The following is a 25,054-nucleotide window of genomic DNA, read 5'->3' as shown; positions in this document are numbered from 1 at the left end:
GGTCAGCGACCGTCCGTGGTGAAGGGTTTGCCGCTGAAGGCGGTCTTGTCGGCGGTGCCATCGGTGATCCACCACCACTCGGGCCGGTCGCCGTACAGGGCGAAGACGGGGTCGCGGCCCCAGGCGAGGACGACCTCGTCCTTGCCGTCCTGGTCGAAGTCCCGGGCGCCGTTGAGCCGGGCGGCGCGCCGGGCCTTCCGTATCTTCTCGCCGTCCACGCGGGCGGGGACGGTTCGGGTCAGGGTGTGGCGGCGGGCGATGTCGCCCGGGGAGTCCGGCTGGATGGTGATGATCTCGACGCCGCCCGGTTCGAGCGCCACGGCCAGCTCGTCGGTGCCGTCCCTGTCGGTGTCGGCGGCGGCCAGGCCGCCCGACATGTTGACGATCTTGATGGGCTGGGGGGAGGCGTCCCGGGTGACCGGCGCGTCCTTGAGAGCCTTCTTGGTGTACACGCTCAGCGTGTGGTCCACGTCCGGCGCCTCCGTCTCGTAGCCCGGCTCGTTGTTGCGGCTGCCGCTGTCGCCGACCGCCACGTCCCGAAGTCCGTCCCCGTCGAAGTCGCCGAAGGTGATCGCGTTGCCCTTGCGCAGCTTGTGGCCGGTGCGGGCGAGGCCGTCCGGGCCCGCCGTCAGGAGTACGGAGGCGGACTGGTCGTCGTCGTTCATAGCGTGCACCACCAGGTCGGTGGGCCGGTCGCCGTCGATCGTGTCGGCGACCAGCTCGCTGATCCCGGAGCCGGTGCCGTCGTCGGTGATCGGGGTCTGGTACGGGACCGTCCTGGCAGCCCTGCCGTCCCGGCCGAACGGCCCGTACAGCACGAGGAAGGACCCGTAGTCCGGGCGCACCATCGCCAGGTCGTGGTGGCCGTCCCCGTCGAAGTCGCCCACCGTCGGCCGCCGCAGGCCCACGCTGTCGTCGGGGCCGGTCAGCGGGACACGGGTGGCGGCGGCGCCGCGCCGCGGGCCGTCGGCGGAGCCCCAGGTGATGTACGGAACGACCCGTACGGTGGTGTGGGCGCGGTCGGCCTCGGCCTCGCTGAGCCGCTCGGCGACCGGGGTGACCAGGTCGGCGTAGCCGTCGCCGTCGAGATCGGCCGTGGCGATTCTGGTCGTGTCCACGGACGGCACATCCGGGCCGCGGGCGGGGAGGCCGAGGTCCTCGCGGGTGAGCACGGTGCGGGTGGCGGGGTTGAGGCCGCGGGACGAGCCGTGGATGAAGGCGAGCCGGGTGGGCTGGGCCTCCTCCTTGCTCCCGACGAGCGGGAGCGCGAGTTCGGGGTAGCCGTCGCCGTTGAGGTCGTCGGGCAGTTTGCTGCCCTTGCCCCGGGGGATGGGCGCGGTCGCGGTGGGGGTGATGACCGGGGCGCCGGAGCGGGCGCCACCGGGCGTCGTGGTCCGCTCGCCCCCCTTTGAGTCCTTCGGGCCTTTCGGGTCCTTCGGGCCGTCGTCGCCGGAGCCGCACGCGGTGAGCAGCGCTGCCAGGGTCGCCGCGGCACAGGCCAGGGCCGCGGGGCGGCGGGCGGTCGAGGTCGTTCGGCTGCGGCGGTGCATGTGGGGCTCCTAGGGGGTGGGGCGTTGGTTCGTGCGGCTGTTGCTTCTCGCGTACCGGGCGGCGCTTCCGCGGGCCCGGCCGTACGGCGCCGCCGGGCCCGCGGAAAGCAGGGATCACCGGATCAGTCGCCCAGCACCGAGCCGAACTCGTTGTCCGTGTACGTGAAGCCGAACTTCGGCGCGCTGAAGGACGTGGCCCCCGCCGTCGTGATCCCGCCGCCCGCGCCGCGCAGCGCCCACACCGCGCCGTCCGCCGTGGCCCCGGGGGTGACGTCCTCGCCCCTCGCGCTCATGGCCACGTCCGCCCGGCCGTCGCCGTTGATGTCGGGGGTGCCGAGGGCCGAGCCGAAGTGGTCGTCCCTCTCCCCGACGCCCGGGACGCCCGTGGTGTCCTGGTGCAGTGCCTGGGCGCCGGTGCCGGTCAGGCCGCTCGCGCCGCCCTTGAGCAGGACCACGGACCCGACCCCGGCCACCCCGTCGACCTCCTCGCCGGGCACGCCGACCGCCAGGTCCGCGTATCCGTCGCCGGTCACGTCGCCGGCCGCGAGGGCGGCGCCGAAGTGGTCCACGTACTCGTTCGCCCCGGGCACCCCCGCCGTGCCCTGGTGGATGAGGACGGGGCGGCGGCCGGAGCCGAGGCCGTTCTGCGCGCCGTAGTAGACGGTGATCTGGCCGGCGGAGGCGGACGGGTCGTCCACCGAGTCGGGGCAGCAGTTGGTGCCCGAGCCGGTGACCAGGTCCGCGCGGCCGTCCTTGTCGAAGTCGCCGACCGCGGCCGACTCGGGGACGGCCGAGGCGCCGTTGGTCAGTTCGCGCTGGAACTCGACGCCGGCGGGGCCGCCGCTGTAGACGGCGGTCCAGGCGCCGCTGGTCTCGTCCGTGTCCTGTGAGCCGTAGACGACGATGTCGCTGCTGCCCGACCCGGTGAAGTCGCCGGTGGCCAGGGCGTGGGGGTTCTCCCGGATGGAGTCGGTGACGGGCATGGCGGCGGAGGGCGCGGTACGGGTGAAGCCGTCGGCGTACGGCACGAGGCTGGTGCCGGTGAGCACGATGAGGTTCTGGCCCTGGTCGCCGTCGATGTCGGCCACGGCGACGTCGATGCCGAACGGGTCGCCGACCGGAACGCCCGCCCTGTCGTCCGGGACCGCGGTACCGCCGTTCGTCAGGCCCCGCGAGCCACCCCAGAGGACGGTGACCGAGCCGGTCCCGGCGCTGCCGTCGGCGGCCTCCTCGCCGCTGGAGGCGACCACGAGGTCGTCGAAGCCGTCGCCGTCCAGGTCGCCGCTCGCGACGTCGGAGCCGAAGCCGTCGCCCGCCTCGGGGGTACCGGGGACGCCGGTCGTGGCCTGGGTGAGGGTGGTGGAGCGGGACGGAGCGACGCCGTTCGCCGAGCCGTAGAGCACCACGACGCCACCGGCGCCGGCCCGGCCGTTCACGGGGGCCTTGGGGGTGGCGGTGACGAGGTCGGCGTAGCCGTCGCCGTTGAAGTCGTCCCGGAGGGAGGCGCCGGCGGCGGTGGTGCCCCGGTCGGTCGCTTGGGCGTGGCTCGCCGCGGGCCGGGCGTCGGCGAGGGCCGTGTGGGCGGCCGGGGCGCCGAGGGTGCCGACGGCGATGGCCGCGACGGCGATGGCCAGGTTCCGTGGATGCGAAGTAGGCAAGAGAGCTCCCAGGAGTCGGGGAGAGGCGGAGAGATCAGAGAAGCGGAGAAACGGAGAAGCGGAGCGAAGCGCTCCTGGCGGGTGGGACTCGTGGGGCGTCCGAAGGGTTGCGCGTCCATGGTGCGGGGGTGTTGTGAAGGTGAACTGACGGGGAGCGTGGGTCAGTTGACGTTGTGCCGGGTTGAGGGGAGTGGAGTCGAAGCGCCCTCTGAGTTGGTGGGACAGTGGGTGTATATCGGTATCTTCCAGGGCATTTCAGGTTCGGAACATCTGGTTGGCTGTAGAGATGACTTTTGGTGCGGAAGGGCTGTTCAGGACATTCCTGTGCGGAGGTTTGGGGCATGATCCTGTAGAGATCCGCAACCTTGTTGTGAGAAGGGTCATTTCGCGGTCAGGATCGAGTCATGTTCGGAGCGGTTGAGGCGGGGGCGGCCATGGTCGTACTGCACGGCATGCGGGTGGTTGTTGATCGGGTGAAAAGTACGTGGGGGAGGGGGGTGGGTGGAGCGTAGTCAGATGTCGGATACAAGTGGCCGGCCGGCCGCGGCGGATGCCGCTCGCCCGCCGGAGGACGAGAGCGACAGAAGCGGCGGCATGGCCGGATCCTTCGGTCTGTCCCGGGTTCCGCTGGCCCGTGCGCTGACCGACCGGCGGCAGGGCGGGCGCCGCGCGCGCCCGGGGAAAGACGGCCAGCGGCCGGGGAGCGATGCCCCGTGTCCGGAGCCGGAGCCGGAGCCGGAGCCGGAGTCGGAGAACGATCGCTCGCGCGCGGAGGCCGAGGCCGACGAGCATCTCAGCGAAGCGGTCCCGCAGCCGTTACCGCCGCCCGACAGCGGCCCCGAGCGGCCCCCGGAGCCCGAGGGCCGCGCCCCGGAAAGCCATGTCCCGGAAGGCCGTGCTCCGGAAGGCCGTGCCCCGGGAAGCCGTGGCTCCCAAAGCCGCGACCCGGAAAGCCGCGCCCCCGAAAGCCGCGGCCCGGAAAGCCGCGTCCCCGGAAGCCGTGCGCCTGCCCCGGCGAGCCGCGGGCCCGGCGGCCGGGCCGCCCGGCCCGCCCGGCCCGCCCCCGCCCAAGACCGCCCGGCCCGCCCGGCCCGGCCCGCCCCCGCCCAAGACCGCCCGGCCCGCCCGGCCCGGCCCGCCCCCGCCCAAGCCCGGCCCGCCCAGTCCGTGCGGCGCGCCTTGCTGCGCGGTGTGCTCCGCCTCACGCGTACGGTCGCGAGCCAGGTGTTCTTCCTTCAGGTGGCGGTCGTGCTGCTGCTCGCCGTCGCCGCCGGGGCGGCCCTCGTGCTGCAGTCCAGGCACGACACCGATCAGGAGGCCCGCCGCCGCTCGCTGGCCGTCGCCGAGGCCTTCGCGAGCGCCCCGGGCCTGGTCGAGGCGCTGCGCTCCCCCGACCCGACCGCGATCCTTCAGCCGCGCACCGAGCGCGCCCGCAACAGGGCCGACGTCGACTTCATCGTCGTCCTGACGACGGACGGGATCCGCTACACCCACCCCAAAGCGAAGGAGATCGGTCGGCACTTCCTCGGGAGCTACCGCGCCGCCGCGGAGGGCGGCACCGTCACGGAGACGTCCACGGGCGTCCTCGGCCCCTCCGTACGGGCCGTGGTGCCCGTCACCGACAGCCGGGGCAAGGTCGTCGGCCTGGTCGCCGCCGGGATCACCGTGAAGAAGGTGAGCGGCGCGGTCGACCGGCAGCTGCCGATCCTCCTCGGCGGTGTCGCCGCCGCCCTCACACTGGCCATGGGCGGCACGGCGCTGGTGAGCAGGCGGCTGCGGCGGCAGACCCATGGCCTGGACCCGGGCGAGATGACCCGGATGTACGAGCACCACGACGCGGTGCTGCACGCCGTACGGGAGGGCGTGCTGATCGTCGACGGCGACAGGCGGCTGCTCCTGGCCAACGACGAGGCGCGCCGGCTGTTCGACCTGCCGCCGGACGCCGAGGGGCGCCCCGTCGCCGACCTCGGCCTCGACGCGAGCACGACCGAGCTGTTGGCGTCGGGCCGCGCCGCCACCGACGAGGTGCACAAGGCGGGGGAGCGGCTGCTGACCGTCAGCCACCGGCCGACCGACAGCAACGGCGGTCCGCCCGGCAGCGTCGCGACACTCCGGGACACCACCGAGCTGCGCGCGCTGTCCGGCAAGGTCGATCTGGCGCGCAAGCGGCTGAAGCTGCTGTACGACGCGGGCCTGCGGATCGGCACCACGCTGGATGTGGTGCGCACGGCCCAGGAGCTGACCGAGTACGCGGTGGAACGGTTCGCCGACTACGTGGCGGTGGACCTGGTGGACCCGGTGCTGCGCGGCGAGGAGCCGACGGGCGCGGCGACGGGCAGCGGCGCCACGGCGCGCACCTCCCTGCGCCGCACCGCCCTCAGCGGCATCCGCGAGGACGTACCGCTCTATCCGCTGGGCGGGGTGATCCGCTACGGCCCGGCCACGCCCCAGGCCAAGGGCTTCGCCAGCGGCGAGACGACGGTGGAGGCTGTGCTCCCCGACTTCGCCGGGTGGCATGAGCACGACCCGGAGCGGGCGCGGGCGATCGTCGACCACGGCATCCACTCCATGATCGCGGTCCCGCTGCGCGCCCGGGGCGTCGTCCTGGGCGTGGCCACGTTCATGCGCTCGGAGAAGCCCGAGCCCTTCGAGGAGGACGATGTCTCCCTCGCGGAGGAGCTGGTCGCCCGGGCCGCGGTGTCCATCGACAACGCCCGGCGGTACACGCGTGAGCACACCATGGCGGTGACGCTTCAGCGCAGCCTGCTGCCGCAGGTGCTGCCCGAGCAGAGCGCGCTGGATGTGGCGTACCGCTATCTGCCGGCGGAGTCCGGGGTGGGTGGTGACTGGTTCGATGTGATTCCGCTGCCGGGGGCGCGGGTGGCGCTGGTGGTGGGCGATGTGGTGGGGCACGGGCTGCACGCCGCGGCCACGATGGGGCGGCTGCGCACCGCGGTGCACAATTTCTCCACGCTCGATCTGCCGCCCGACGAGATCCTCTCCCACCTGGACGATCTGATCGCCCGGATCGACCAGGACGAGACCTCGGAAAGCCTGGAGGGCGGCGGTGTGATCATCGGCGCCACCTGTCTGTACGCGATCTACGACCCGGTGTCCCGGCGCTGCACGATGGCCCGGGCGGGACATCCGCCGCCCGCGGTGGTCGCCCCGGACGGCTCGGTGGAGTTCCCCGAGGTGCCCGCCGGGCCGCCGCTGGGGCTGGGCGGCCTGCCCTTCGAGACGGTGGAGGTGCAACTGCCCGAGGGCAGCCACCTCGCCCTCTACACCGACGGCCTGGTCGAGAAGCGCGACCGGGACATCGATGAGGGCCTGGAGCTGCTGCGAGCCTCCCTCTCCCACGCCGGGCGGACGCCTGAGGAGACCTGTACGGCGGTGCTCGCCGAGATGCTGCCGGACACCCCCAGCGACGACATCGCGCTGATCGTCGCGTGTACGCGGGTGCTGGAGCCGGAGCGGATCGCGGACTGGGAGGTCCCGTCGGAACCGGCCCTGGTCTCCGCGGTGCGCGCCGCCGTGGCGGCGCGGCTGGCCGAGTGGGATCTGGGCGAGGTCGCGTTCACCACGGAGCTCATCCTCAGCGAGCTGATCACCAACGCCATTCGGTACGCGACCGGGCCGATCCGGGTGCGGCTGCTGTGCGACCGCAGCCTGATCTGCGAGGTGTCCGACACCAGCAGCACCTCGCCGCATCTGCGGTACGCGGCGACGGAGGACGAGGGCGGGCGCGGGCTGTTCCTCGTCTCGCGGTTCGCCGACCGGTGGGGGACGAGATACACGACGGAGGGCAAGGTCATCTGGACGGAGCAGACGCTGCCGGAGCGCGGTAAGCGGCGGGGGTAGGGCGGTCCGCCCAGCACCATGGCCCAACGCCCGACGGGCTTGATCCGATCAGCCGGATCAAGCCCGTCAAGCCCGTCGAGGCGTCTGGCCATCGGCTGGCCATCGGGGTGCGCTACTTCACCGGCTCCGGCTCCGGCTCCTCCGCCGTCTCGCCGTCGTCCTCCGGCTCCGGGGGCACCTTGACGGAGTCGAGCAGCAGCTGCGCGACGTCCACGACCTGCAGCGACTCCTTCGCCTTGCCATCGTTCTTCTTGCCGTTGACGGAGTCGGTGAGCATGACGAGGCAGAACGGGCAGGCGGTGGAGACGATGTCCGGGTTGAGGGACAGCGCCTCGTCCACGCGCTCGTCGTTGATGCGCTTGCCGATGCGCTCTTCCATCCACATCCGGGCGCCACCCGCGCCACAGCAGAAGCCGCGCTCCTTGTGGCGGTGCATCTCCTCGTTGCGCAGCCCCGGCACCTTGGCGATGATCTCGCGCGGCGGGGTGTAGACCTTGTTGTGCCGACCCAGGTAGCACGGGTCGTGGTAGGTGATGAGCCCCTCGACCGGGGTGACCGGGAGCAGCTTGCCCTCGTCCACGAGGTGCTGGAGCAGCTGGGTGTGGTGGATCACCTCGTAGTGGCCGCCGAGCTGCGGGTACTCGTTCGCGATGGTGTTGAAGCAGTGCGGGCAGGTCGCGACGATCTTCTTCTTGGCCTTCTCGACGACAACGCCCTCAGCCCCCTCTTCACCTTCGGCGGACTCCCCGAACGCCATGTTCAGCATCTCGACGTTCTGCTGGCCGAGCTGCTGGAAGAGGAACTCGTTGCCCAGGCGGCGGGCGGAGTCGCCGGTGCACGCCTCGTCGCCGCCCATGATCGCGAACTTGACGCCCGCGATGTGCAGCAGTTCCGCGAAGGCCTTGGTGGTCTTCTTCGCGCGGTCCTCGAGCGCGCCCGCACAGCCGACCCAGTAGAGGTAGTCGACCTCGGACAGGTCCTCGATGTCCTTGCCGACGACCGGTACCTCGAAGTCGACTTCTTTCGTCCACGCCAGCCGCTGCTTCTTCGCCAGCCCCCAGGGGTTGCCCTTCTTCTCCAGGTTCTTGAGCATCGTGCCCGCCTCGGACGGGAACGAGGACTCGATCATCACCTGGTAGCGGCGCATGTCCACGATGTGGTCGACGTGCTCGATGTCGACGGGGCACTGCTCGACGCAGGCGCCGCAGGTGGTGCAGGACCACAGCACATCCGGGTCGATGACGCCGTTCGCCTCCAGCGTGCCGATCAGCGGCCGCTCGGCCTCGGCCAGCGCGGCCTGAGGCACTCCGGCAAGCTGCTCCTCGGACGCTTTCTCCTCGCCCTCCGCATTCGTTCCGCCGCCCGCGAGCAGATACGGCGCCTTGGCGTGCGAGTGGTCGCGCAGCGACATGATCAGCAGCTTCGGCGAGAGCGGCTTGCCGGTGTTCCAGGCGGGGCACTGCGACTGGCAGCGGCCGCATTCGGTGCAGGTGGAGAAGTCGAGCAGGCCCTTCCAGGAGAAGTGCTCGATCTGCGAGACGCCGAACTGGTCGTCCTCGCCCGGGTCCTCGAAGTCGATCGGCTTGCCGCCCGAGGTCATCGGCTGTAGCGCGCCGAGCGCGACGTCTCCGCTCGACTCGCGCTTGAACCAGATGTTGGGGAAGGCGAGGAAGCGGTGCCAGGCGATGCTCATGTCGATGTTCGTGGAGACCGTGATCATCCAGACCATCGTCGTGCCGAGCTTGACCATCGCGAACAGGTAGGTCAGGTTCTGCACCGTGCCGATGCTGAGGCTCTTGAAGAGCAGCACCAGCGGATACGAGGCGAAGTACTCCGGCTCGTAGGAGTCGACGTGGTGCAGCGCGCCTTCCGTGCCGCGCAGCGCCATGATCGCCAGGCCGATGATGAGGATGACGTACTCGACGAAGTACGCCTGCCAGGCCGTGGAGCCGGCGAACCGCGACTTGCGGCCGGCCCGGCCGGGCAGGTTGAGCAGCCGGATCACGATCAGGGTCGCGATGCCGAGCGTGGTCATCGTGCCGATGAACTCGATGTACAGCTCGTAGGGGAGGAAGCCGCCGAGGATCGGCAGCGTCCAGTCCGCCTGGAAGAGCTGGCCGTAGGCGTTGATGATGGTCGGCGGCAGGGTCAGGAAGCCGACCGCGACGAACCAGTGGGCGATGCCGACGATGCCCCACTTGTTCATCCGGGTGTGCGCCAGGAACTCCTTCGCCAGCGTCACGCTGCGCTGATAGGGGTTGTCGGTCCGGGCGCCCGCCGGCACCGGCGCGCCGAGTTTGAAGAAGCGCACGAACTGCGCGATGGCGCGGCCGAGCAGGGCAACGCCGACCGCGGTGAGGACCAGCGACACGATGATCGCGGCGAGTTGCATTGGGGGCTCCTCGAACCTGCGAGAGCGGAATTACTAAGCAGTAACTTATCGGGTCTTGACCGAGATTACCCGGGGAAGCGGTGGCCCATGTAGTCGACCGGCCGGTGATCTGCATCGCTTGACCGTGTCCTGTCCATAAGCGCCATATAAAAGTTGAGTCCGCCAGACTCAGGTCTGTTGACACAGGGAAGTCGATCATGCACTCTTGAGCCTGTTCCACTCAATGCTGTGTAGCTGGAGGATTGCGAAATGGCTCGTGCGGTCGGCATCGACCTGGGTACGACGAACTCCGTCGTCAGTGTGCTCGAAGGCGGTGAGCCCACCGTCATCACCAACGCCGAGGGCGCCAGGACCACGCCGTCCGTCGTCGCCTTCGCCAAGAACGGCGAGGTCCTGGTCGGTGAGGTGGCCAAGCGCCAAGCCGTGACCAACGTGGACCGGACCATCCGGTCGGTCAAGCGCCACATGGGCACCGACTGGCACATCAACCTCGACGGCAAGAACTTCAACCCGCAGCAGATGAGCGCCTTCATTCTGCAGAAGCTCAAGCGGGACGCCGAGGCGTACCTGGGCGAGAAGGTCGCGGACGCGGTCATCACCGTCCCGGCGTACTTCAACGACGCCGAGCGCCAGGCCACCAAGGAAGCCGGTGAGATCGCGGGCCTCAACGTCCTGCGTATCGTCAACGAGCCTACCGCCGCCGCCCTCGCCTACGGGCTCGAGAAGGACGACCAGACCATCCTGGTCTTCGACCTCGGCGGCGGCACCTTCGACGTCTCGCTGCTGGAGATCGGCGACGGCGTGGTCGAGGTCAAGGCCACCAACGGTGACAACCACCTCGGTGGTGACGACTGGGACCAGCGCGTCGTCGACTACCTGGTCAAGCAGTTCAACAACGGCCACGGCGTCGACCTGTCCAAGGACAAGATGGCCCTTCAGCGCCTCCGCGAGGCCGCTGAGAAGGCGAAGATCGAGCTCTCCAGCTCGACCGAGACCACCATCAACCTGCCCTACATCACGGCCTCCGCCGAGGGCCCGCTGCACCTGGACGAGAAGCTCACCCGCGCCCAGTTCCAGCAGCTGACCAGCGACCTGCTCGATCGCTGCAAGGTCCCCTTCCACAACGTGATCAAGGACGCGGGCATTGCCCTCTCCGAGATCGACCACGTGGTCCTGGTCGGCGGCTCGACCCGCATGCCCGCCGTCGCCGAGCTCGTCAAGGAGCTGACCGGCGGCAAGGAGGCCAACAAGGGCGTCAACCCGGACGAGGTCGTCGCCATCGGCGCCTCGCTCCAGGCCGGTGTCCTCAAGGGTGAGGTCAAGGACGTCCTGCTGCTGGACGTCACCCCGCTGTCCCTCGGCATCGAGACCAAGGGCGGCATCATGACCAAGCTGATCGAGCGCAACACGACCATTCCGACCAAGCGCTCGGAGATCTTCACCACGGCCGAGGACAACCAGCCCTCCGTGCAGATCCAGGTCTACCAGGGCGAGCGCGAGATCGCGGCGTACAACAAGAAGCTCGGCATGTTCGAGCTGACCGGCCTGCCGCCGGCCCCGCGCGGCGTGCCGCAGATCGAGGTCACCTTCGACATCGACGCCAACGGCATCATGCACGTCGGCGCCAAGGACCTCGGCACCGGCAAGGAGCAGAAGATGACCGTCACCGGCGGCTCCGCGCTGCCGAAGGACGACATCGACCGCATGATGCGCGAGGCCGACCAGTACGCGGAGGAGGACCACAAGCGCCGCGAGGCCGCCGAGACCCGCAACCAGGCCGAGCAGCTGGTCTACCAGACCGAGAAGTTCCTCAAGGACAACGAGGACAAGGTCCCCGGCGACGTCAAGACCGAGGTCGAGACCGCGCTCGGTGAGCTGAAGGAGAAGCTCGAGGGCGACGACACCGCCGAGATCCGCACCGCCACCGAGAAGGTCGCGGCCGTCAGCCAGAAGCTGGGCCAGGCGCTCTACGCCAACGCCCAGGCGGACGGCGCGGGCGCGGCGGGTGCGGCGGGCGCGGCCGGTGACGGCCAGGCCAAGGCCGACGACGACGTCGTGGACGCCGAGATCGTGGACGACGAGAAGGCCGACAAGGGTCGGGGTGGTGCGGCGTGACGGAGGAGACCCCGGGCTTCGAGGAGCAGCCCGACGTCCCCTCCGAGGCCGCACAGACCCCTGACGATGCGGCCAAGGGTGGTGCCGGGTCCGCCGACAAGGCGGGCCCGGCGGCCCCGGCAGGGGACCTCGAGCAGGTGGCCATGCAGGCACAGCTGGACCAGGTCCGTACCGCGCTCAACGAGCGGACCGCCGACGTTCAGCGGCTCCAGGCGGAGTACCAGAACTACCGACGCCGGGTCGAGCGGGACCGGGTCACGGTCAAGGAGATCGCCGTGGCGAACCTCCTGACCGAGCTGCTGCCCGTGCTCGACGACATCGGCCGCGCCCGTGACCACGGCGAGCTCGTCGGCGGCTTCAAGTCCGTCGCCGAATCGCTGGAGGCGGTCGCGGGGAAGATGGGCCTGCAGCAGTTCGGCACGGAGGGCGAGCCCTTCGACCCGCTGGTGCACGAGGCGCTGATGCACTCGTACGCGCCGGATGTCACCGAAACCACGTGCGTGCAGATTCTGCAGCCGGGGTATCGAATCGGCGAGCGTACGATCCGCCCGGCGCGGGTCGCGGTCGCCGAACCCCAGCCGGGCGCCCAGCCCAAGGGGGACGAGACGCCGGACGAGGAGAGCGGTGGCCCGGACGAGGGCTGACGTGACAGCGATGGCAGGAGAGGAGGGACGTCGAGGATGAGCACCAAGGACTTCGTCGAGAAGGACTACTACAAAGTCCTCGGCGTCCCCAAGGACGCCACCGAGGCGGAGATCAAGAAGGCGTACCGGAAGCTCGCCCGCGAGTTCCACCCGGACGCCAACAAGGGCGACGCCAAGGCCGAGGAGCGCTTCAAGGAGATCTCCGAGGCGAACGACGTCCTGGGCGACCCCAAGCGGCGCAAGGAGTACGACGAGGCGCGCGCCCTGTTCGGCAACGGCGGATTCCGCCCGGGGCCGGGCGCGGGCGGCACCGGCAGCTTCAACTTCGACCTGGGCGACCTCTTCGGCGGCGCCCAGCCGGGCGGCGGCGCCGGTGCGGGCGGCTTCGGCGGCGGCCTCGGGGACGTCTTCGGCGGCCTCTTCAACCGCGGCACCTCCACCCGTGCCCAGCCGCGCCGCGGCCAGGACATCGAGTCCGAGGTGACGCTGAGCTTCACCGAGGCGGTGGAGGGGGCCACGGTCCCGCTGCGGATCCCCAGCCCGGCGCCGTGCAAGGCCTGCTCGGGCACCGGCGACAAGAACGGCACCCCGCGCGTGTGTCCGACCTGCGTCGGCACCGGCCAGGTCAGCCGCGGCGGCGGGGGCGGCTTCTCGCTCACCGACCCGTGCGTGGACTGCCGTGGTCGCGGCCTGATCGCGCAGAACCCCTGCGACGTGTGCAAGGGCAGCGGCCGGGCCAGCAGCGCCCGCTCCATGCAGGTCCGGATCCCCGCGGGCGTCAGCGACGGCCAGCGGATCCGGCTGCGCGGCAAGGGCGCCCCGGGCGAGACCGGCGGGCCGGCCGGCGACCTGTATGTGGTGGTCCATGTGGCCTCCCACCCGGTCTTCGGCCGCAAGGGCGACAACCTCACCGTCACCGTGCCCGTCACCCTCCCAGAGGCGGCACTCGGCGGCGAGATCAAGGTCCCCACCCTCGGCGGCCCCCCGGTCACCCTGAAGCTGCCGGCCGGCACGCCCAACGGCCGCACGATGCGCGCCCGCGGCAAGGGCGCGGTGCGCAAGGACGGCACCCGCGGCGACCTCCTGGTCACCGTCGAGGTCACCGTCCCCAAGGACCTCGACGACAAGGCCCGCGAGGCGCTGGAGTCGTACCGGGAGGCGACCGCGGGGGAGGACCCGCGGGCGGAGCTGTTCCAGTCCGCGAAGGGAGCGTGACCCCATGGAGATGTCTGGCCGAGGCGGAATCCCCGGAGCCCCCGGAGGCCGAGGCGGCGGCGCCAGGAGCCGCAACCCGTACGAGCTGACCGACGAGTCCCCGGTGTACGTCATCTCGGTCGCCGCTCAGCTCTCCGGGCTGCACCCCCAGACCCTGCGCCAGTACGACCGGCTGGGCCTGGTCTCCCCCGGCCGCACGGCCGGCCGCGGGCGCCGCTACTCCGCCCGCGACATCCAGCTGCTCCGCCAGGTGCAGCAGCTCTCCCAGGACGAGGGCATCAACCTCGCCGGCATCAAGCGCATCATCGAACTGGAGAACCAGGTCGCGGCCCTCCAGGAGCGCGTCGCCGAACTCCAGTCCGCGGTCGAGGGCGCGGCCGTGGCGATGCAGCAGCGCGAGGCCGCGGTCCACGCCTCCTACCGCCGCGACCTGGTCCCCTACGACCAGGTGCGGCAGACCAGCGCGCTGGTGGTGTGGCGGCCCAAGCCCAAGCGGCCGGAGTAGCGGCCGCGCGCAGCGGCCGACCTCACCCCATCGAGTGGCCCGGTGACCGATCCGTCGGTCACCGGGCCTCTTTTCTGCCAGCGTGAGGGCGTGTACGAGCCCCACCACGTGCTTGACGAGGTCCTGTGGCAGGCGTGGACGTCCTTGGACCTACCCGAAGGCTTCCGCGCGGAGATCGCGGACGGATGTATTGAGCTTGTGCCGACCGGCTTCGCCCGTCACGCCTGTGCCGTCAATCGCCTGCGGCGAGCCCTGCAGCGACGCTTGGACGGAACGGGACGCGCCGCCTACCAGAGCATGGGCGTCATCCACGGGCGTAAGGCGTGGGTCCCCGATCTGTTCGTAGCGCCCGAAGACGACGAAGAGTTCCTCACCGAGGACGGCCTGGGCTTCACCGCCTCCGCCGTGAAGCTCGTCGTCGAAGTCGTCTCCCCCGGCCACGAGAACCAGCAGCGGGACCGTGTCCGCAAGCGCCGCGCCTACGCGCGTGCCGGCATCCCCGTCTTCGTCCTGATCGACGACTACGACAACCACGGCACGGTGACCGTGCTGACTTCCCCTTCCCCGGGCGAGGAGACGTACGCCGCCGCCATCCGCGTCCCGTACGGCACCGAGGTGCAGATCCCGGAGGGCCCGGTGAAGGGGTTCGCGATCACGGAGGACATCACCGGCCCGCGTGTGACGTGACGGCGGCACTCGCCCCGACCGATGATTTTCGCCCTGTCGCGACGTCCTACCTGCTGACCGGACAAATCCGCAGCCAGCAGGGAGGACCTCATGCACGCAGCCCTTGTGACCTTGACCATCGACCCGGCCCAGGCCCCCGCTGCCGCCGTCGCGCTGATGGACGACATCCTGCCGAGGATCCGCTCGGCGCCCGGCTTCCTCACGGGGTACTGGCTGGAGCCCGTCGACGGGCGCGGCTTCTCGATGACCGTCTTCGAGAGCGAGGAGCAGGCCCGCGCGGCCACCCCACCCGCCGCCGGCTGGACCGCGCCCGGCGTCACCATCGAGTCCGTGGAGTTCCGACGCGTGGCCGTCGCGGTGCCCTGACGCCGACGGGCCCGGCCCCTCACCCCCACGCCGCGGGCGGCGTCCGGCTGATCTCGCACCAGACCACCTTGGACGCGGGGCTCCAGAGCTCGCCGGTGAGCGGGAAGTGATTCCATCCGTCGGCGAGCATGTCCAGCAGCCGCAACCCCCATCCGCCTTCGCTGTCCACGTGGACCTCTTGGAGGGCGGGAGGCGTTGGGCTGGTGTCCCAGACCGTCATGCGCAACCTCTCGGCGGACCACTTCACCCGCAGGTCGGCCTCCCCTCCGGCGTGCACGATCGCGTTGGTGAGCATCTCGCTGGCCAGCAGTTCGGCCCGATCGACCAGGTCGGGCAGCTCGTGCGCGGTGAGGGCCGTACGGAGGGAGGCCCGCGCGACGCGGACGGCACGGGGGTCGTGGGGCACGTGCAGGCAGTATTCGAAGGGCGCGACGGCAGGGGTGACGAGGGGCATGAGGGCCTCCTGTGGCGCGGTGGGGTGTGCGAGGGCGGGCCGGTGTCATTGCCGCCATGCGGGCATGGCGGTGCGCTTCCGACTGGCCGGATGTTTCGCTCGGTGAGCGATGCGATACTCAACGTAGGGTGCTATGTAGCACCGGCGCAACGTAGTACGCCAAGTTCGCCCAAACGAGGCGGCTCATGGCATGGTGGCGCCGCAGCCGCTGAGTAGCAGGGAGTAGCCACATGCCGCCGAGGAGTAACCCCACCGCCCGTCAGGAGCGGCTGGGCGCCGAGCTGCGGAAGATGCGGGAGCGAGCGGGCATGACCGCGCGAGAGGCCGCCAAGCGCCTCGGCGTGAGCCCCATGCAGATGAGTCACATGGAGGTCGGCCGTCTCGGCGTCAGCGAGGAGCGGCTGCGCACGCTCGCCGACCAATATCGCTGCGGGGATGACGCGTTGGTCGACGCACTGGCCGCGATGGCGAGGGAGCGGGGGCGAGGCTGGTGGGAGGAGTATCGCGGCACCCTCGCCGCGACCTCACTGGATCTCGCTGCTCTGGAGTGGCACGCCCATAGGATGCGAAGCCTGCAAGTGGTGCACATTCCGGGCCTGCTCCAAGTGGAGCCGTACATGAGGGCCCTGTTCACCTACGCACGTCCCGTCCGTGCCGTGGATCACCTTGAGGCGGTCATCGACTTCCGCCTACGGCGCCGTGAGGTGCTTGAACGTGAAGCTCCGCCCGAATTCACAGCGATCATCCACGAGGCCGCGCTGTTGATGAAGGTTGGCGATCGAAAGGCGGCCCGCGAACAGCTGGACTTCATCCTGGAGAGGTCCGAACTCCCGGGTACCACCGTGCAGGTGGTGCCCTTCTCGGCGGAGGGGTTCGCGGGCATGGGGTATGCGATGACCTACGCGGCAGGTCCTGTTCCACCACTCGACACTGTGCAGATCGACCACATGCACGGCATCGACTTCCTGCACGCGGAAGCGCAACTCGACCACTACCGCGTCCTCCTGAGTACCGTCGAGGCGTCGGCACTCAGCCCCGAGAATTCGCGAGACTTCATTCACCGCATCGCGCGAGAGCTGTAAGGGATCACAACATGCGTCAAGCCCGCTGGCGAAAGTCCTCCTTTTCGGGGACCGGCCCGGACAACAACTGCCTGGAACTCGCCGCCTTCGACGGCGCGATACACCTCCGCGAGAGCGAAGCCCCCGGCACAGCCATACGTACGGCCCCGCGCCCGCTCGGGGCCTTCATCCGGGCGGCCAAGGCGGGGGAGCTCGACCACGTGGTCCGGTGAGCCGGGCATTGCGGTGGGTTTGCGTCGCCCAGGCGTCCCGATATGGCCGTGTCGGCGACGCAAACCCACCGCATCCGCGTTATCCACAGGCCCAGCACGCGGGCAGGACTTGGGGCACTGTGGGGAGATGACGGGGACGGGGGACACGGTCTCGCTGCGCAGGCTGGCGGGTGCTCAGGGCGGGGTGGTGCTGACTGCTCAGGCGCTGTCGGGCGGCTGGAGGCGCGGGCGGTTGAACCGCCGGTTCAGCAACGAGGGGTGGACGCAGGTCCGCCCAGGGGTGTGGGTGGAGCCCGGGCGTGTGGTGGGGCCGATGGCGTTGCTGTGGGCGAACCAACTGGCGCATCCGCGGCTTGTGGTGAGCCACACGGCGGCCGCGGTGTTGCATGACATCGAGACCCGTACACAGGGTGTGGAGTTCACCGGACCACCTGGGGCCAGGACGGAGGTCCACGGCGGCACGCTGCACCGGCTGCGGCTCGGCGCGGACGAGATCACGACGGTGGGCGGGCTGAGGGTGACCACGGTGGCGCGCACGATGGCGGACCTGCTGCGGGCCGGTCCCCGCGATAACGCGCTGGTGGCGGTGGAGTCGGCGGTGAACAGGCGACCCAGTCGGTACGAGGACGTGAAGCGGCGCAGGGAGCCGCTGACGACGCTGGGAGAAATCGCCGGCGCCATGGAGAGGGGGTCCACCATGCACGGCAGGAAGGCCGCACGGGAGTGGTTGGCCCTGGCGGACCCCAAGGCGGGATCACCGGCGGAGACGATCGCCCGGCTGCGGATGTGCGACGCCGGGCTGTACCCCGAGTCGCAGGTACTGCTCACTACCTCGACGGGCAGGCGGGCGTATCCGGATTTCTTCTTCCGGGCGCAGGGGCTGGTGGTGGAGATCGAGGGCTATCAGTGGCACGGCAGCCGGGCCCAGCATCAGCGGGACACGGTTCGCTTCAACGACCTGATGTCGTGCGCGGAAGTGCGCCGCATCCTGAGGTTCACGGCGAACGATGTGTACCGGCGCCCGGGAGCGATGATCCGTGACATCCGGGGCGCTTTGGCGCAGCTGTCAGTCGCGGCCACCCACCCCGATCCGCAAAGTCTGTGGACGGCGGCTACCGCCAGCACCTCGTCGAGCACGCGGCGGACCCGGGCGCGTTCGGCGCGGCGGGGGTTGAGCGGGTGCGCCAGGGGGCGGCAGGCCTTGCGGAAGGCCTCCAGCGCCTGATCAAGATCACGTGCATCGGGTGCGGGCATCGGGACACCGGCCTGTGGCGGGCAGTGCGCGAGGTGATCGAGAACGACAAGGAGCTCCCTCAGACGCATGTCGGCGACCGTGCGGGCACTCGTGGGGACGAACAGCGCGGCTGCCAGGATCCCGCATCCGGCCCCGAGAACGGTCTCGTGGACGCGGAGGGCGAGCAGCGCCGGGGAGAGGGTGTGCAGGAGTGCGAGCACCATGCTGAGCGAGCCGGTGATGAAGAAGGTCACCGCCCAGTAGCTGCCGGAGGGGGTGTAGAACATGCCGAAGACGCAGGTGAGGAGGAAGGCCAGGGCCACGGTTGTGTGCCCGGCGGCCAGGACTGCGAGGCCGTATCCGAACGGCACCCCGGCGACGGTGCCGATCAGCCGTCGGCCGCTCTGCAGCAGGATGTCCCCGGTGTGCTCGGCATTGATGAAGACGACCCATGCCGTGGCCACGGCCCAGTACCACAGGTGCGGGGAGAGGAGATGCCCGCCGAGTACGGCGAGCGCGGCCGCGGCGGTCACCTGGAACGCCTGCCGCGTCGTATGCCGCCACGGTCCTGAGGGCTGTGCTGCCCCTGGGCGGAGCGCCGCACGGTCGAGCTCTGTTCGATCCGTCGGGTCCACCGTCTCCGCCTCCCTCACCAGGTAGGCGGGGGAGGCCGTCGAATCCTCCGATGCGCGGATGGCGAGTACTCCGAGGCGCTGCGCGGTGGCGTCCGCACGTGCCGTCTGCTCCAGCTCCGCCGTCGTGTCGGGGAGCAGCTCGGCCGGGGCCTCGTACAGGAATTCCTGAAGCAGCAGCGCGGAGGTGTGCAGCCGGTCGAGACGCCGTTCGAGTCTGCGGGTGCCGCCTCCGCCGTCTGCGAGCAGATCCGCCGTGGCCTGCTGCGCATCTCGAAGGCGTCTGTTGAATGCCGCCTTCAGGCGCTTCAGGATTCCGTAGGACGTCGTGGGCAGCAGACAGAAGCGAGTGACTGCGGCTGCCGCGAAGGCGACGGCCAGCGCCCCGGTCAGCGGCGGGAGTTGGTGGGGCTGGATCCTGGCGAACTGGGACAGGAAGTAGGCCATGAAGGCGAAGATCCCGAGGTCCAGACCCCGTCGTCCGAAGCGGCGCGCATAGACCGCGGCGAAGATCAGCAGCAGGAAGGCCAGGCGGGACGCGAAGGGGAAAGGTGCCAGCAGGCCCCCGGCCGTCAAGGCGGCAAGGGTCACGGGCGCCCCGGCGAGCAGAGTGAGGAACTGGTTGCGGGGGTGCAGGTCGCTGATCGCCAACGAGGTGACCACCGCCGTGAAGCCGCCGGCCAGAAGCACGACAGAGGACTGATCCCGTACCGTCAGCGTGGCCAGGGTGAGAGTGAGGCCGAGGACGGCGCGCAGCCCGGCGGTCAGACGCAGCAGCCCCGGGTCGGCTGCGGCACATCGCTCCCATAGCGACGCTGTCTTCGCAGCCACCATGGATTTACGTTCCTTCGTCGTGGTCGGCCGCCCCCGTCCGACCACGACGAGCGGGGCCGGGCGCGGCCCGGGGGCGAAGGGCCGCCTGGCGGGTTACTGGTTCCTCGCCCTTGTGTCCAGTCTGGTCCGAACGGGATGGCGCGCGGTATGCGTCAGGTGACTGCTTCCGTGGCCGGGCGTGCCCTTAACCCTGGTGTCCGGCCCCCGCGAGGGCGCCCTCGATGAGGTCGCGCAGCTGGGAGCGGGCGGTGATGCCCAGCTTGGGGAAGCTGCGGTAGAGGTGCGAGCTGACCGTGCGCGGGGAGAGGAAGAGCTTTTCGCCGATCTCGCGGTTGGTCAGCCCGCGGGCGGCGAGCCTGATGATCTGCTGCTGTTGCGGGGAGAGTTCGGCGAGCGCGTCGGGGGTCGAGTCGGTGACGTCGAGGCCGGCGGCGCGGGATTCGGCCCGGGCGCGATCGATCCACGGGCGTGCGCCCAGGCGGCGGAAGGTCTCCAGGGCCTCGGTGAGCGGCCCTCGCGCCTCTGCGATGCGGCGTCGGCGCCGCAGCCACTCGGCGAGGTCGAGCAGGGTCTGGGCGCGTTCGAAGGGCCAGTGTTCCAGTACCGGGTCCGCCAGGGCCGCCCGGAAGTGCGGCTCGGCGGCGTCGGCGTGGTCGGGCTGCGCCAGCAGGCCACGGGCTCGGCTGATCAGCGCGCGCAGGCGAGGGGAAGCGTTGTCCGCCAGCGCAGATGCCGAACGCTCGACGATCGCGACAGCCTCCTCGCGGCGGCCGCAGCGCACAGCGGCGGCGGCCAGATCCGCGAGGGCCGGGTAGGAGGCGTGGTAGTGCACGGGCGCGCCGTCTGCCGTGAACACCATGCGGAGTTGGTCGTACGCGGTCTCGTAGGCGCCTTCCGCGGCTGCCGCGGCACCGAGCGCACGACGGGCATAGACGGAGACCGAGCGGCTTTCCAGCGGATCGATCAGGGTGAGCGCGTCCTCGGCCCGGGCGCGGGCCGTGGCCGCGTCACCCTGGAAGGCCAGCACGGTGGCATCCACGGTGGCCGCACAGGCCACGGCGTGGTCGAGGCCGGCCGCCCGGCCGACCGCGGTGGTGCGGGCGCAGGCCTCACGGGCGTGTCCCCACCTCCCTCGTTCCACATAGGCCCAGGCGACCGCGCCGCCCAGACCCTCCGGCAGCGGTCCCCGCAGCTCCCAGCGGTCGAAGGCCTCGTCGAAGGCGCGGACGGCCTGCGGGGTCTCGTCCAGGAGCCACGCCATGATCCCGACGGTGGTGAGCTGCTCCGGCCGGGCTTCCGCCTCGGCGGCCAACCGCGGGAGCAGGCAGACGAGTCCGGCTCGGTCGTCGAAGGGGTCCGACACGGCCCGCACCCAGGTGCGCAAGCCTGCGTGTGACGTGTGTTCGGGAAGGCGCCGCAGGATGTTCTGGATGCGGTGCCGCTGGGTGTCCTCTCCGGAGTAGAAACGGACCACGGCGGCGCCGGCCACGAGGTCCAGCGCGGCGGCGGGCTGGGAGGTCGCCAACTCCTCGGCGGCGTCGGCCAGTCGGGAGAAGACCACGGTGTGGCGTCCGGTCAGGATCGCCAGCCGTCCGGCCTGCACGGTGACGGAGGCCAGCAGGGTTACGTCATCCGTGCGCGCGCGTGCCGCGGCGGCCAGTTCCTCGACCCAGGCGATGTCGCCGGTGAACACGGCCGCTGAAGCGGCTTCGACCAGCAGCCGGGCGCTGTCCTCGCGCCGCGGCGCGAGCTCCGCGGCGCGTTGCAGGGCCTTGGCCGCCGCCGCATGGCCACCGCGCCGGCGGGCCCGGGCGGCGGTCCGCTCCAGCTCCGCCGACACGGCAGCGTCCGGGCCCGGGCAGGCGGCGGCCAGGTGCCAGGCACGCCGGTCCGGTTCGTCCCGCAGCATCTCGGCGAGCGCGAGGTGAGCCTGACGCCGCGCGTCGAGGGACGCGGCGTGATACACGGCGGACCGGACCAGCGGGTGGCGGAACCGGACGTCCCGGTCGGTCCGCCGGATCAGCCCGGCCTGCTCGGCGGGCAGCCAGGCCGCGTCCTCGGCGCGCGGCAGCCCGGCCGAGACGGCGATCGCGGAATCGACGCTGTCCATGGCGGCCAGGAGCGGCAGGGCGCGCGTGGTGGGGGCGGGAAGGCCGTTCAGCCGGGCGGCGAAGATCCGCTCCAGGTGCTCGGTGAGCGGGAGCGGACCCGCGGACGGCAGCCCCGCGGCCGTGTCGTGCGCGGTGGCTGCCCTCGTCAGTTCCACCAGCGCCAGCGGGTTGCCGCCGGCCTGTTCGAGGATCCGCGTCCTGGTCCGGCCGGTGGGGCTCGCCGGCTGAAGGTCGAGCAGCCGGCCCGCCGCGGCGTTGTCGAGCGGTGCCAGGGAGAGCGTCGGCACATGGCGGTCGAATCCGGGGAGGTGATCGCCGCCACGGGCTCCGATCAGCATCGTGACCGGTTCGCCTGCCAGCCGTCGGGCGGCGAAGGACAGTACGTCCAGGGAAGCACGGTCGAACCACTGCGCGTCGTCCAGCACCACGAGCACGGGACTCCGGTCGCCCAGCGACGACAGCAGGCTCAGCACGGCGACCCCGATGAGCATGAGATCGGCTGCGCTTGAATGCCGGGCCGTCGCCGGCCCCGCGCCGAAGGCGTCCCGCAGCGCCGCGCGCTGCCTCTCCGGCAGCCCGTTCACCTCGGCCGGCACCGGCCGCAGCAACTGATGCAGTGCGGAGAACGCCAGGCTCGACTCCGACTCGTTCCCCTCGGCACGCAGGACACGAGTGCCGCCGGCTTCTGCCCGACGCACCGCACGGTCCAGCAGCGCGCTCTTCCCCGCGCCCACGTCGCCGACCAGCATCAGAACCGGGTCGGCCGACACCGAGTCCACCGTACGAAAGAGGCGTGCCAATTCCGCGTCCCGGCCGACGATCAGCTCCCCCGGATCCTGCTCCGGTTTCCTGACCGCACCGAGGTCGCCTGTGTGCTCGTCCACGGAGTCTCCCGGAATTGTGGCTTCTCGATCGTGGTCGCCTCGCCTTTGCCCATCCAGGCTACAAGCGGCCGGACCCAGTGCCCGGGCCGCGCAGGTGCAGTCACGTTACGGATACCGCGCACGCCGAGGTTGCTCGTACGGTTCCAGAAAAGCCTCCGAATTCTCAAGGAAACCCCATGGAGCAAATCACACTCGGTAATGTCACCATCGCCCGGGTATGGGAGTACTTTGGGTCCGTCGAAATGACGCCCGACACCTTCTTCCCCGAAAGCCCGAAGGAAGTGTGGGACGACGGTGCCTCCTGGATGACCCCGCATTTCCTGGATTCCGAGACCAATATCGTGAATTCCGCGATCCAGACCTGGCTGCTGCGCAGCGGGGGCAAGACCATCCTTGTCGACACCGGCGTGGGAAATCACAAGGACCGCCCGTACGCACCGGTCTGGAACCGCCTCGAAACAGAATTCCTGGCCAATCTCGCGCGCGCCGGCGTCGAGCCCGAGGACGTGGACATCGTGATCAACACGCATCTCCACATCGATCACGTCGGCTGGAACACATACCTGGACGGTCGGCACTGGGTGCCCACTTTCCCCAACGCCACGTATCTGATGCCGAAGGACGACTTCGACTTCTGGAATCCCGAGAACGGCCACAAGCCGCTGCTCGGCCGCGGCAACCAGAACGTCTTCGAGGACAGCGTGGCCCCGGTGCACCAGGCCGGCCAGACGCTGCTGTGGGAGAACAGCCACCAGATCGACGCCGACCTCCGCCTGGACGCGGCTCCCGGACACACCCCCGGCTCCTCCGTGCTGACCCTCACCTCCGGGACGGACCGCGCGGTGTTCGTCGGCGACCTGCTCCACAGCCCCGTGCAGATCCTCGAGCCGGACTCCAACAGCTGCTTCTGCGAGGACCCGGCGGGCGCCCGCGCCACCCGCCGCAAGGTTCTGGGCTGGGCGGCCGACAACAACGCACTCGTGATCCCCGCGCACCTGGGCGGCCACGGCGCCGCGGAAGTGGCACGCGAGGGAGACACGTTCGCGATCAAGGGCTGGGCGCCCTTCGCCCCGTACACCGAGCAGGGCTGAGGACCTGCGGAAAGGCACCACTGTGAACCACCACCACCCCGACCCCATCGTGACCACCGCGCAGGGCGCCGTCCGCGGCCTGCGCCAGGAGGGCACCGTCGCTTTCCTCAACATCCCCTACGCCGCCCCGCCACGCGGCGCCGGCCGGTTCGAGCCGCCCCAGCCGCACGAGCCCTGGGACGGCGTACGGGACGCCACCACCCCGGGGCCCAACGCGCCACAGTCCGAGCGCAAGCTCGGCAGCGTGGACATGTCCCCCTACTTCGGCACCGGCTGGAGCCGCGGGGAGGACTACCTCACCGTCAACGTCTGGACGCCCGCCGCAGGCGGCGGCGGCCTGCCCGTCATGGTGTTCGTCCACGGCGGCGGATTCGTCGCCGGATCGACGCGGTCCACGATGTACGACGGCTCCGCCTTCGCCCGCGACGGCGTCGTCCTCGTCACCCTCAACTACCGGCTCGGCATCGCCGGGTTCCTCGACATCCCCGGCGCGCCCGCCAACCGCGGCCTGCTCGACGTCGTCGCCGCACTGCGCTGGGTGCGGGAGAACATCGCCGCCTTCGGCGGTGACCCGCACCACGTCACCCTCTTCGGCCAGTCGGCCGGGGCAACCATCGTCGGCGGCGTCCTCGCCACCCGCGAGGCCACGGGCCTCTTCCGCCGGGCCATCGTCCAAAGCGGCAGCGGCCTGGGGGCGTTCACCACCGAGCAGGCCGCCCGCGTCACCAAGGCGGCAGCCGAGGCCCTGGGCATCGAGCCCCACGCCGACTTCGCGGACATCTCCGACGAGCGCCTGGTCGAGGCCGCCTCCCGGCTCGCGGGCATCGACCTGCGGACCGAGAGCCACGGCGACCCGCTGATCGGACTCAGCCCCTTCAGCCTCGTCCTCGACACGCAGCCCGCCGAATCCGTCGCCGCCGGCCTCAGCGCCGACATCGACCTGCTCATCGGGACCAACACCGAAGAGGGAAACCTCTACCTGGTCCCCGTGGACAAGTACGCCACCTCGACCGCCGGGGACGTCGACGACGCGGCGGCGCGCTCGCACCCGAAGCCGGCGCAACTCGTCGAGACCTACCGGACGACACGCCCCGAGGCGTCCTTCGGCGAGCTGCGCTCCGCCATCATGGGCGACGCGCTGTTCGGCGCGGGCAGCTGGGCCCTGGCCGGCGCACATGCCCCCCACCCCGAGTCCGCCACCTACGCCTACGAGTTCGCCTGGCGCTCCCGCGCCCTGGCCGGAGAGCTCGGCGCCACCCACGCGGTCGAGCTGCCCTTCGTCTTCGACCTCGCGCACCTCCCCCAACTGCACGGACCCGCCGCCCTGCTCGGCCCCGACAAGCCCCCCGCGGACCTCGCCACCCGCATGCACGAGACCTGGGTCCGGTTCGCCAGGACCGGCAATCCCGGCTGGGCCCCATACGACGACGAGCGCCGGGCCACGATGCGCATCGACGCCGAATGGACCCGGATCGACGACCCTCGCAGCCAGGAACGACAGGCCTGGAGCTGACCTACTACCCATCC

The 25,054-nt window shown here is 71.0% G+C and carries 18 protein-coding genes; 11 read left to right on the top strand and 7 right to left on the bottom strand.

The window, feature by feature from the left end; all coding sequences use genetic code 11:
• Positions 1–2: 2 nt before the first annotated feature.
• Together ACWY4P_RS24935 and ACWY4P_RS24930 are read right to left on the bottom strand one after the other, a co-directional pair.
• Entirely contained in the window at positions 3–1,550 is a 1,548-nt protein-coding gene (locus tag ACWY4P_RS24935) for an FG-GAP repeat domain-containing protein (RefSeq protein ID WP_456212748.1), read from the bottom strand.
• A gap of 122 nt (positions 1,551–1,672) precedes the next feature.
• Positions 1,673–3,208: an FG-GAP-like repeat-containing protein gene (locus ACWY4P_RS24930; protein WP_456212747.1), complete on the bottom strand. Its 1,536-nt coding sequence runs from the start codon at positions 3,206–3,208 to the stop codon at positions 1,673–1,675.
• Between the two features lie 594 nt (positions 3,209–3,802).
• On the opposite strand from ACWY4P_RS24930, the gene ACWY4P_RS24925 reads away from it, so the two are divergent.
• The gene (locus ACWY4P_RS24925) at positions 3,803–7,069 is read left to right on the top strand and encodes a SpoIIE family protein phosphatase (protein WP_456212746.1); all 3,267 of its coding nucleotides are present in this window, start codon (positions 3,803–3,805) and stop codon (positions 7,067–7,069) included.
• Positions 7,070–7,181: 112 nt separating this feature from the next.
• Here the strand turns inward: ACWY4P_RS24925 and ACWY4P_RS24920 are convergent, their stop codons facing one another.
• Entirely contained in the window at positions 7,182–9,461 is a 2,280-nt protein-coding gene (locus ACWY4P_RS24920) for a (Fe-S)-binding protein (RefSeq protein ID WP_456212745.1), read from the bottom strand.
• A 249-nt stretch (positions 9,462–9,710) separates the two neighbouring features.
• Between ACWY4P_RS24920 and dnaK the strand changes: the two genes are divergently transcribed.
• The 6 genes from dnaK to ACWY4P_RS24890 all read left to right on the top strand — a co-directional run bounded on the left by dnaK (position 9,711) and on the right by ACWY4P_RS24890 (position 14,993).
• Positions 9,711–11,576: a molecular chaperone DnaK gene (gene dnaK, locus ACWY4P_RS24915; protein ID WP_456212744.1), complete on the top strand. Its 1,866-nt coding sequence runs from the start codon at positions 9,711–9,713 to the stop codon at positions 11,574–11,576.
• A complete protein-coding gene (grpE, locus tag ACWY4P_RS24910) occupies positions 11,573–12,220 on the top strand; it encodes a nucleotide exchange factor GrpE (protein ID WP_456212743.1) in 648 nt (215 codons plus the stop codon). The genes dnaK and grpE overlap by 4 nt, the downstream gene beginning before the upstream one ends.
• Positions 12,221–12,256: 36 nt before the next feature.
• Positions 12,257–13,435, top strand: coding sequence for a molecular chaperone DnaJ (gene dnaJ / locus ACWY4P_RS24905; RefSeq protein WP_456212742.1), 1,179 nt, complete (start codon positions 12,257–12,259; stop codon positions 13,433–13,435).
• Positions 13,436–13,439: 4 nt separating this feature from the next.
• On the top strand, positions 13,440–13,940 hold the full coding sequence (locus ACWY4P_RS24900) for a heat shock protein transcriptional repressor HspR (RefSeq protein ID WP_456212741.1): 501 nt from the start codon (positions 13,440–13,442) through the stop codon (positions 13,938–13,940).
• 90 nt (positions 13,941–14,030) lie between these two features.
• Positions 14,031–14,627: a Uma2 family endonuclease gene (locus ACWY4P_RS24895; protein ID WP_456212740.1), complete on the top strand. Its 597-nt coding sequence runs from the start codon at positions 14,031–14,033 to the stop codon at positions 14,625–14,627.
• Between the two features lie 90 nt (positions 14,628–14,717).
• Entirely contained in the window at positions 14,718–14,993 is a 276-nt protein-coding gene (locus tag ACWY4P_RS24890; RefSeq protein ID WP_456212739.1) for a hypothetical protein, read from the top strand.
• Positions 14,994–15,012: 19 nt separating this feature from the next.
• Here the strand turns inward: ACWY4P_RS24890 and ACWY4P_RS24885 are convergent, their stop codons facing one another.
• A complete protein-coding gene (locus ACWY4P_RS24885; RefSeq protein ID WP_456212738.1) occupies positions 15,013–15,447 on the bottom strand; it encodes an ATP-binding protein in 435 nt (144 codons plus the stop codon).
• Positions 15,448–15,755: 308 nt separating this feature from the next.
• Between ACWY4P_RS24885 and ACWY4P_RS24880 the strand changes: the two genes are divergently transcribed.
• Complete coding sequence (locus ACWY4P_RS24880; protein WP_456212737.1) at positions 15,756–16,529, top strand: helix-turn-helix domain-containing protein; 774 nt, start codon at positions 15,756–15,758, stop codon at positions 16,527–16,529.
• Between the two features lie 11 nt (positions 16,530–16,540).
• Positions 16,541–16,741 (top strand): DUF397 domain-containing protein, encoded by a 201-nt coding sequence (locus tag ACWY4P_RS24875; RefSeq protein ID WP_456212736.1) that lies wholly within the window; start codon positions 16,541–16,543, stop codon positions 16,739–16,741.
• A gap of 198 nt (positions 16,742–16,939) precedes the next feature.
• On the opposite strand, the gene ACWY4P_RS24870 is transcribed toward ACWY4P_RS24875, so the two are convergent.
• The 3 genes from ACWY4P_RS24870 to ACWY4P_RS24860 all read right to left on the bottom strand — a co-directional run bounded on the left by ACWY4P_RS24870 (position 16,940) and on the right by ACWY4P_RS24860 (position 22,436).
• On the bottom strand, positions 16,940–17,569 hold the full coding sequence (locus ACWY4P_RS24870) for a hypothetical protein (protein WP_456212735.1): 630 nt from the start codon (positions 17,567–17,569) through the stop codon (positions 16,940–16,942).
• A gap of 102 nt (positions 17,570–17,671) precedes the next feature.
• Entirely contained in the window at positions 17,672–19,441 is a 1,770-nt protein-coding gene (locus ACWY4P_RS24865; protein ID WP_456212734.1) for an FUSC family protein, read from the bottom strand.
• Between the two features lie 184 nt (positions 19,442–19,625).
• Positions 19,626–22,436 (bottom strand): helix-turn-helix transcriptional regulator, encoded by a 2,811-nt coding sequence (locus tag ACWY4P_RS24860; protein ID WP_456212733.1) that lies wholly within the window; start codon positions 22,434–22,436, stop codon positions 19,626–19,628.
• Between the two features lie 176 nt (positions 22,437–22,612).
• On the opposite strand from ACWY4P_RS24860, the gene ACWY4P_RS24855 reads away from it, so the two are divergent.
• Together ACWY4P_RS24855 and ACWY4P_RS24850 are read left to right on the top strand one after the other, a co-directional pair.
• Positions 22,613–23,527, top strand: coding sequence for an MBL fold metallo-hydrolase (locus ACWY4P_RS24855; RefSeq protein WP_456212732.1), 915 nt, complete (start codon positions 22,613–22,615; stop codon positions 23,525–23,527).
• Between the two features lie 22 nt (positions 23,528–23,549).
• Positions 23,550–25,040, top strand: coding sequence for a carboxylesterase/lipase family protein (locus tag ACWY4P_RS24850; protein ID WP_456212731.1), 1,491 nt, complete (start codon positions 23,550–23,552; stop codon positions 25,038–25,040).
• Positions 25,041–25,054 lie beyond the last annotated feature (14 nt).

Source organism: Streptomyces sp. LZ34 (assembly GCF_053890475.1).
Note: the sequence above shows the minus strand (reverse complement) of the source record. Positions and strands in the feature narration are given on the sequence as shown.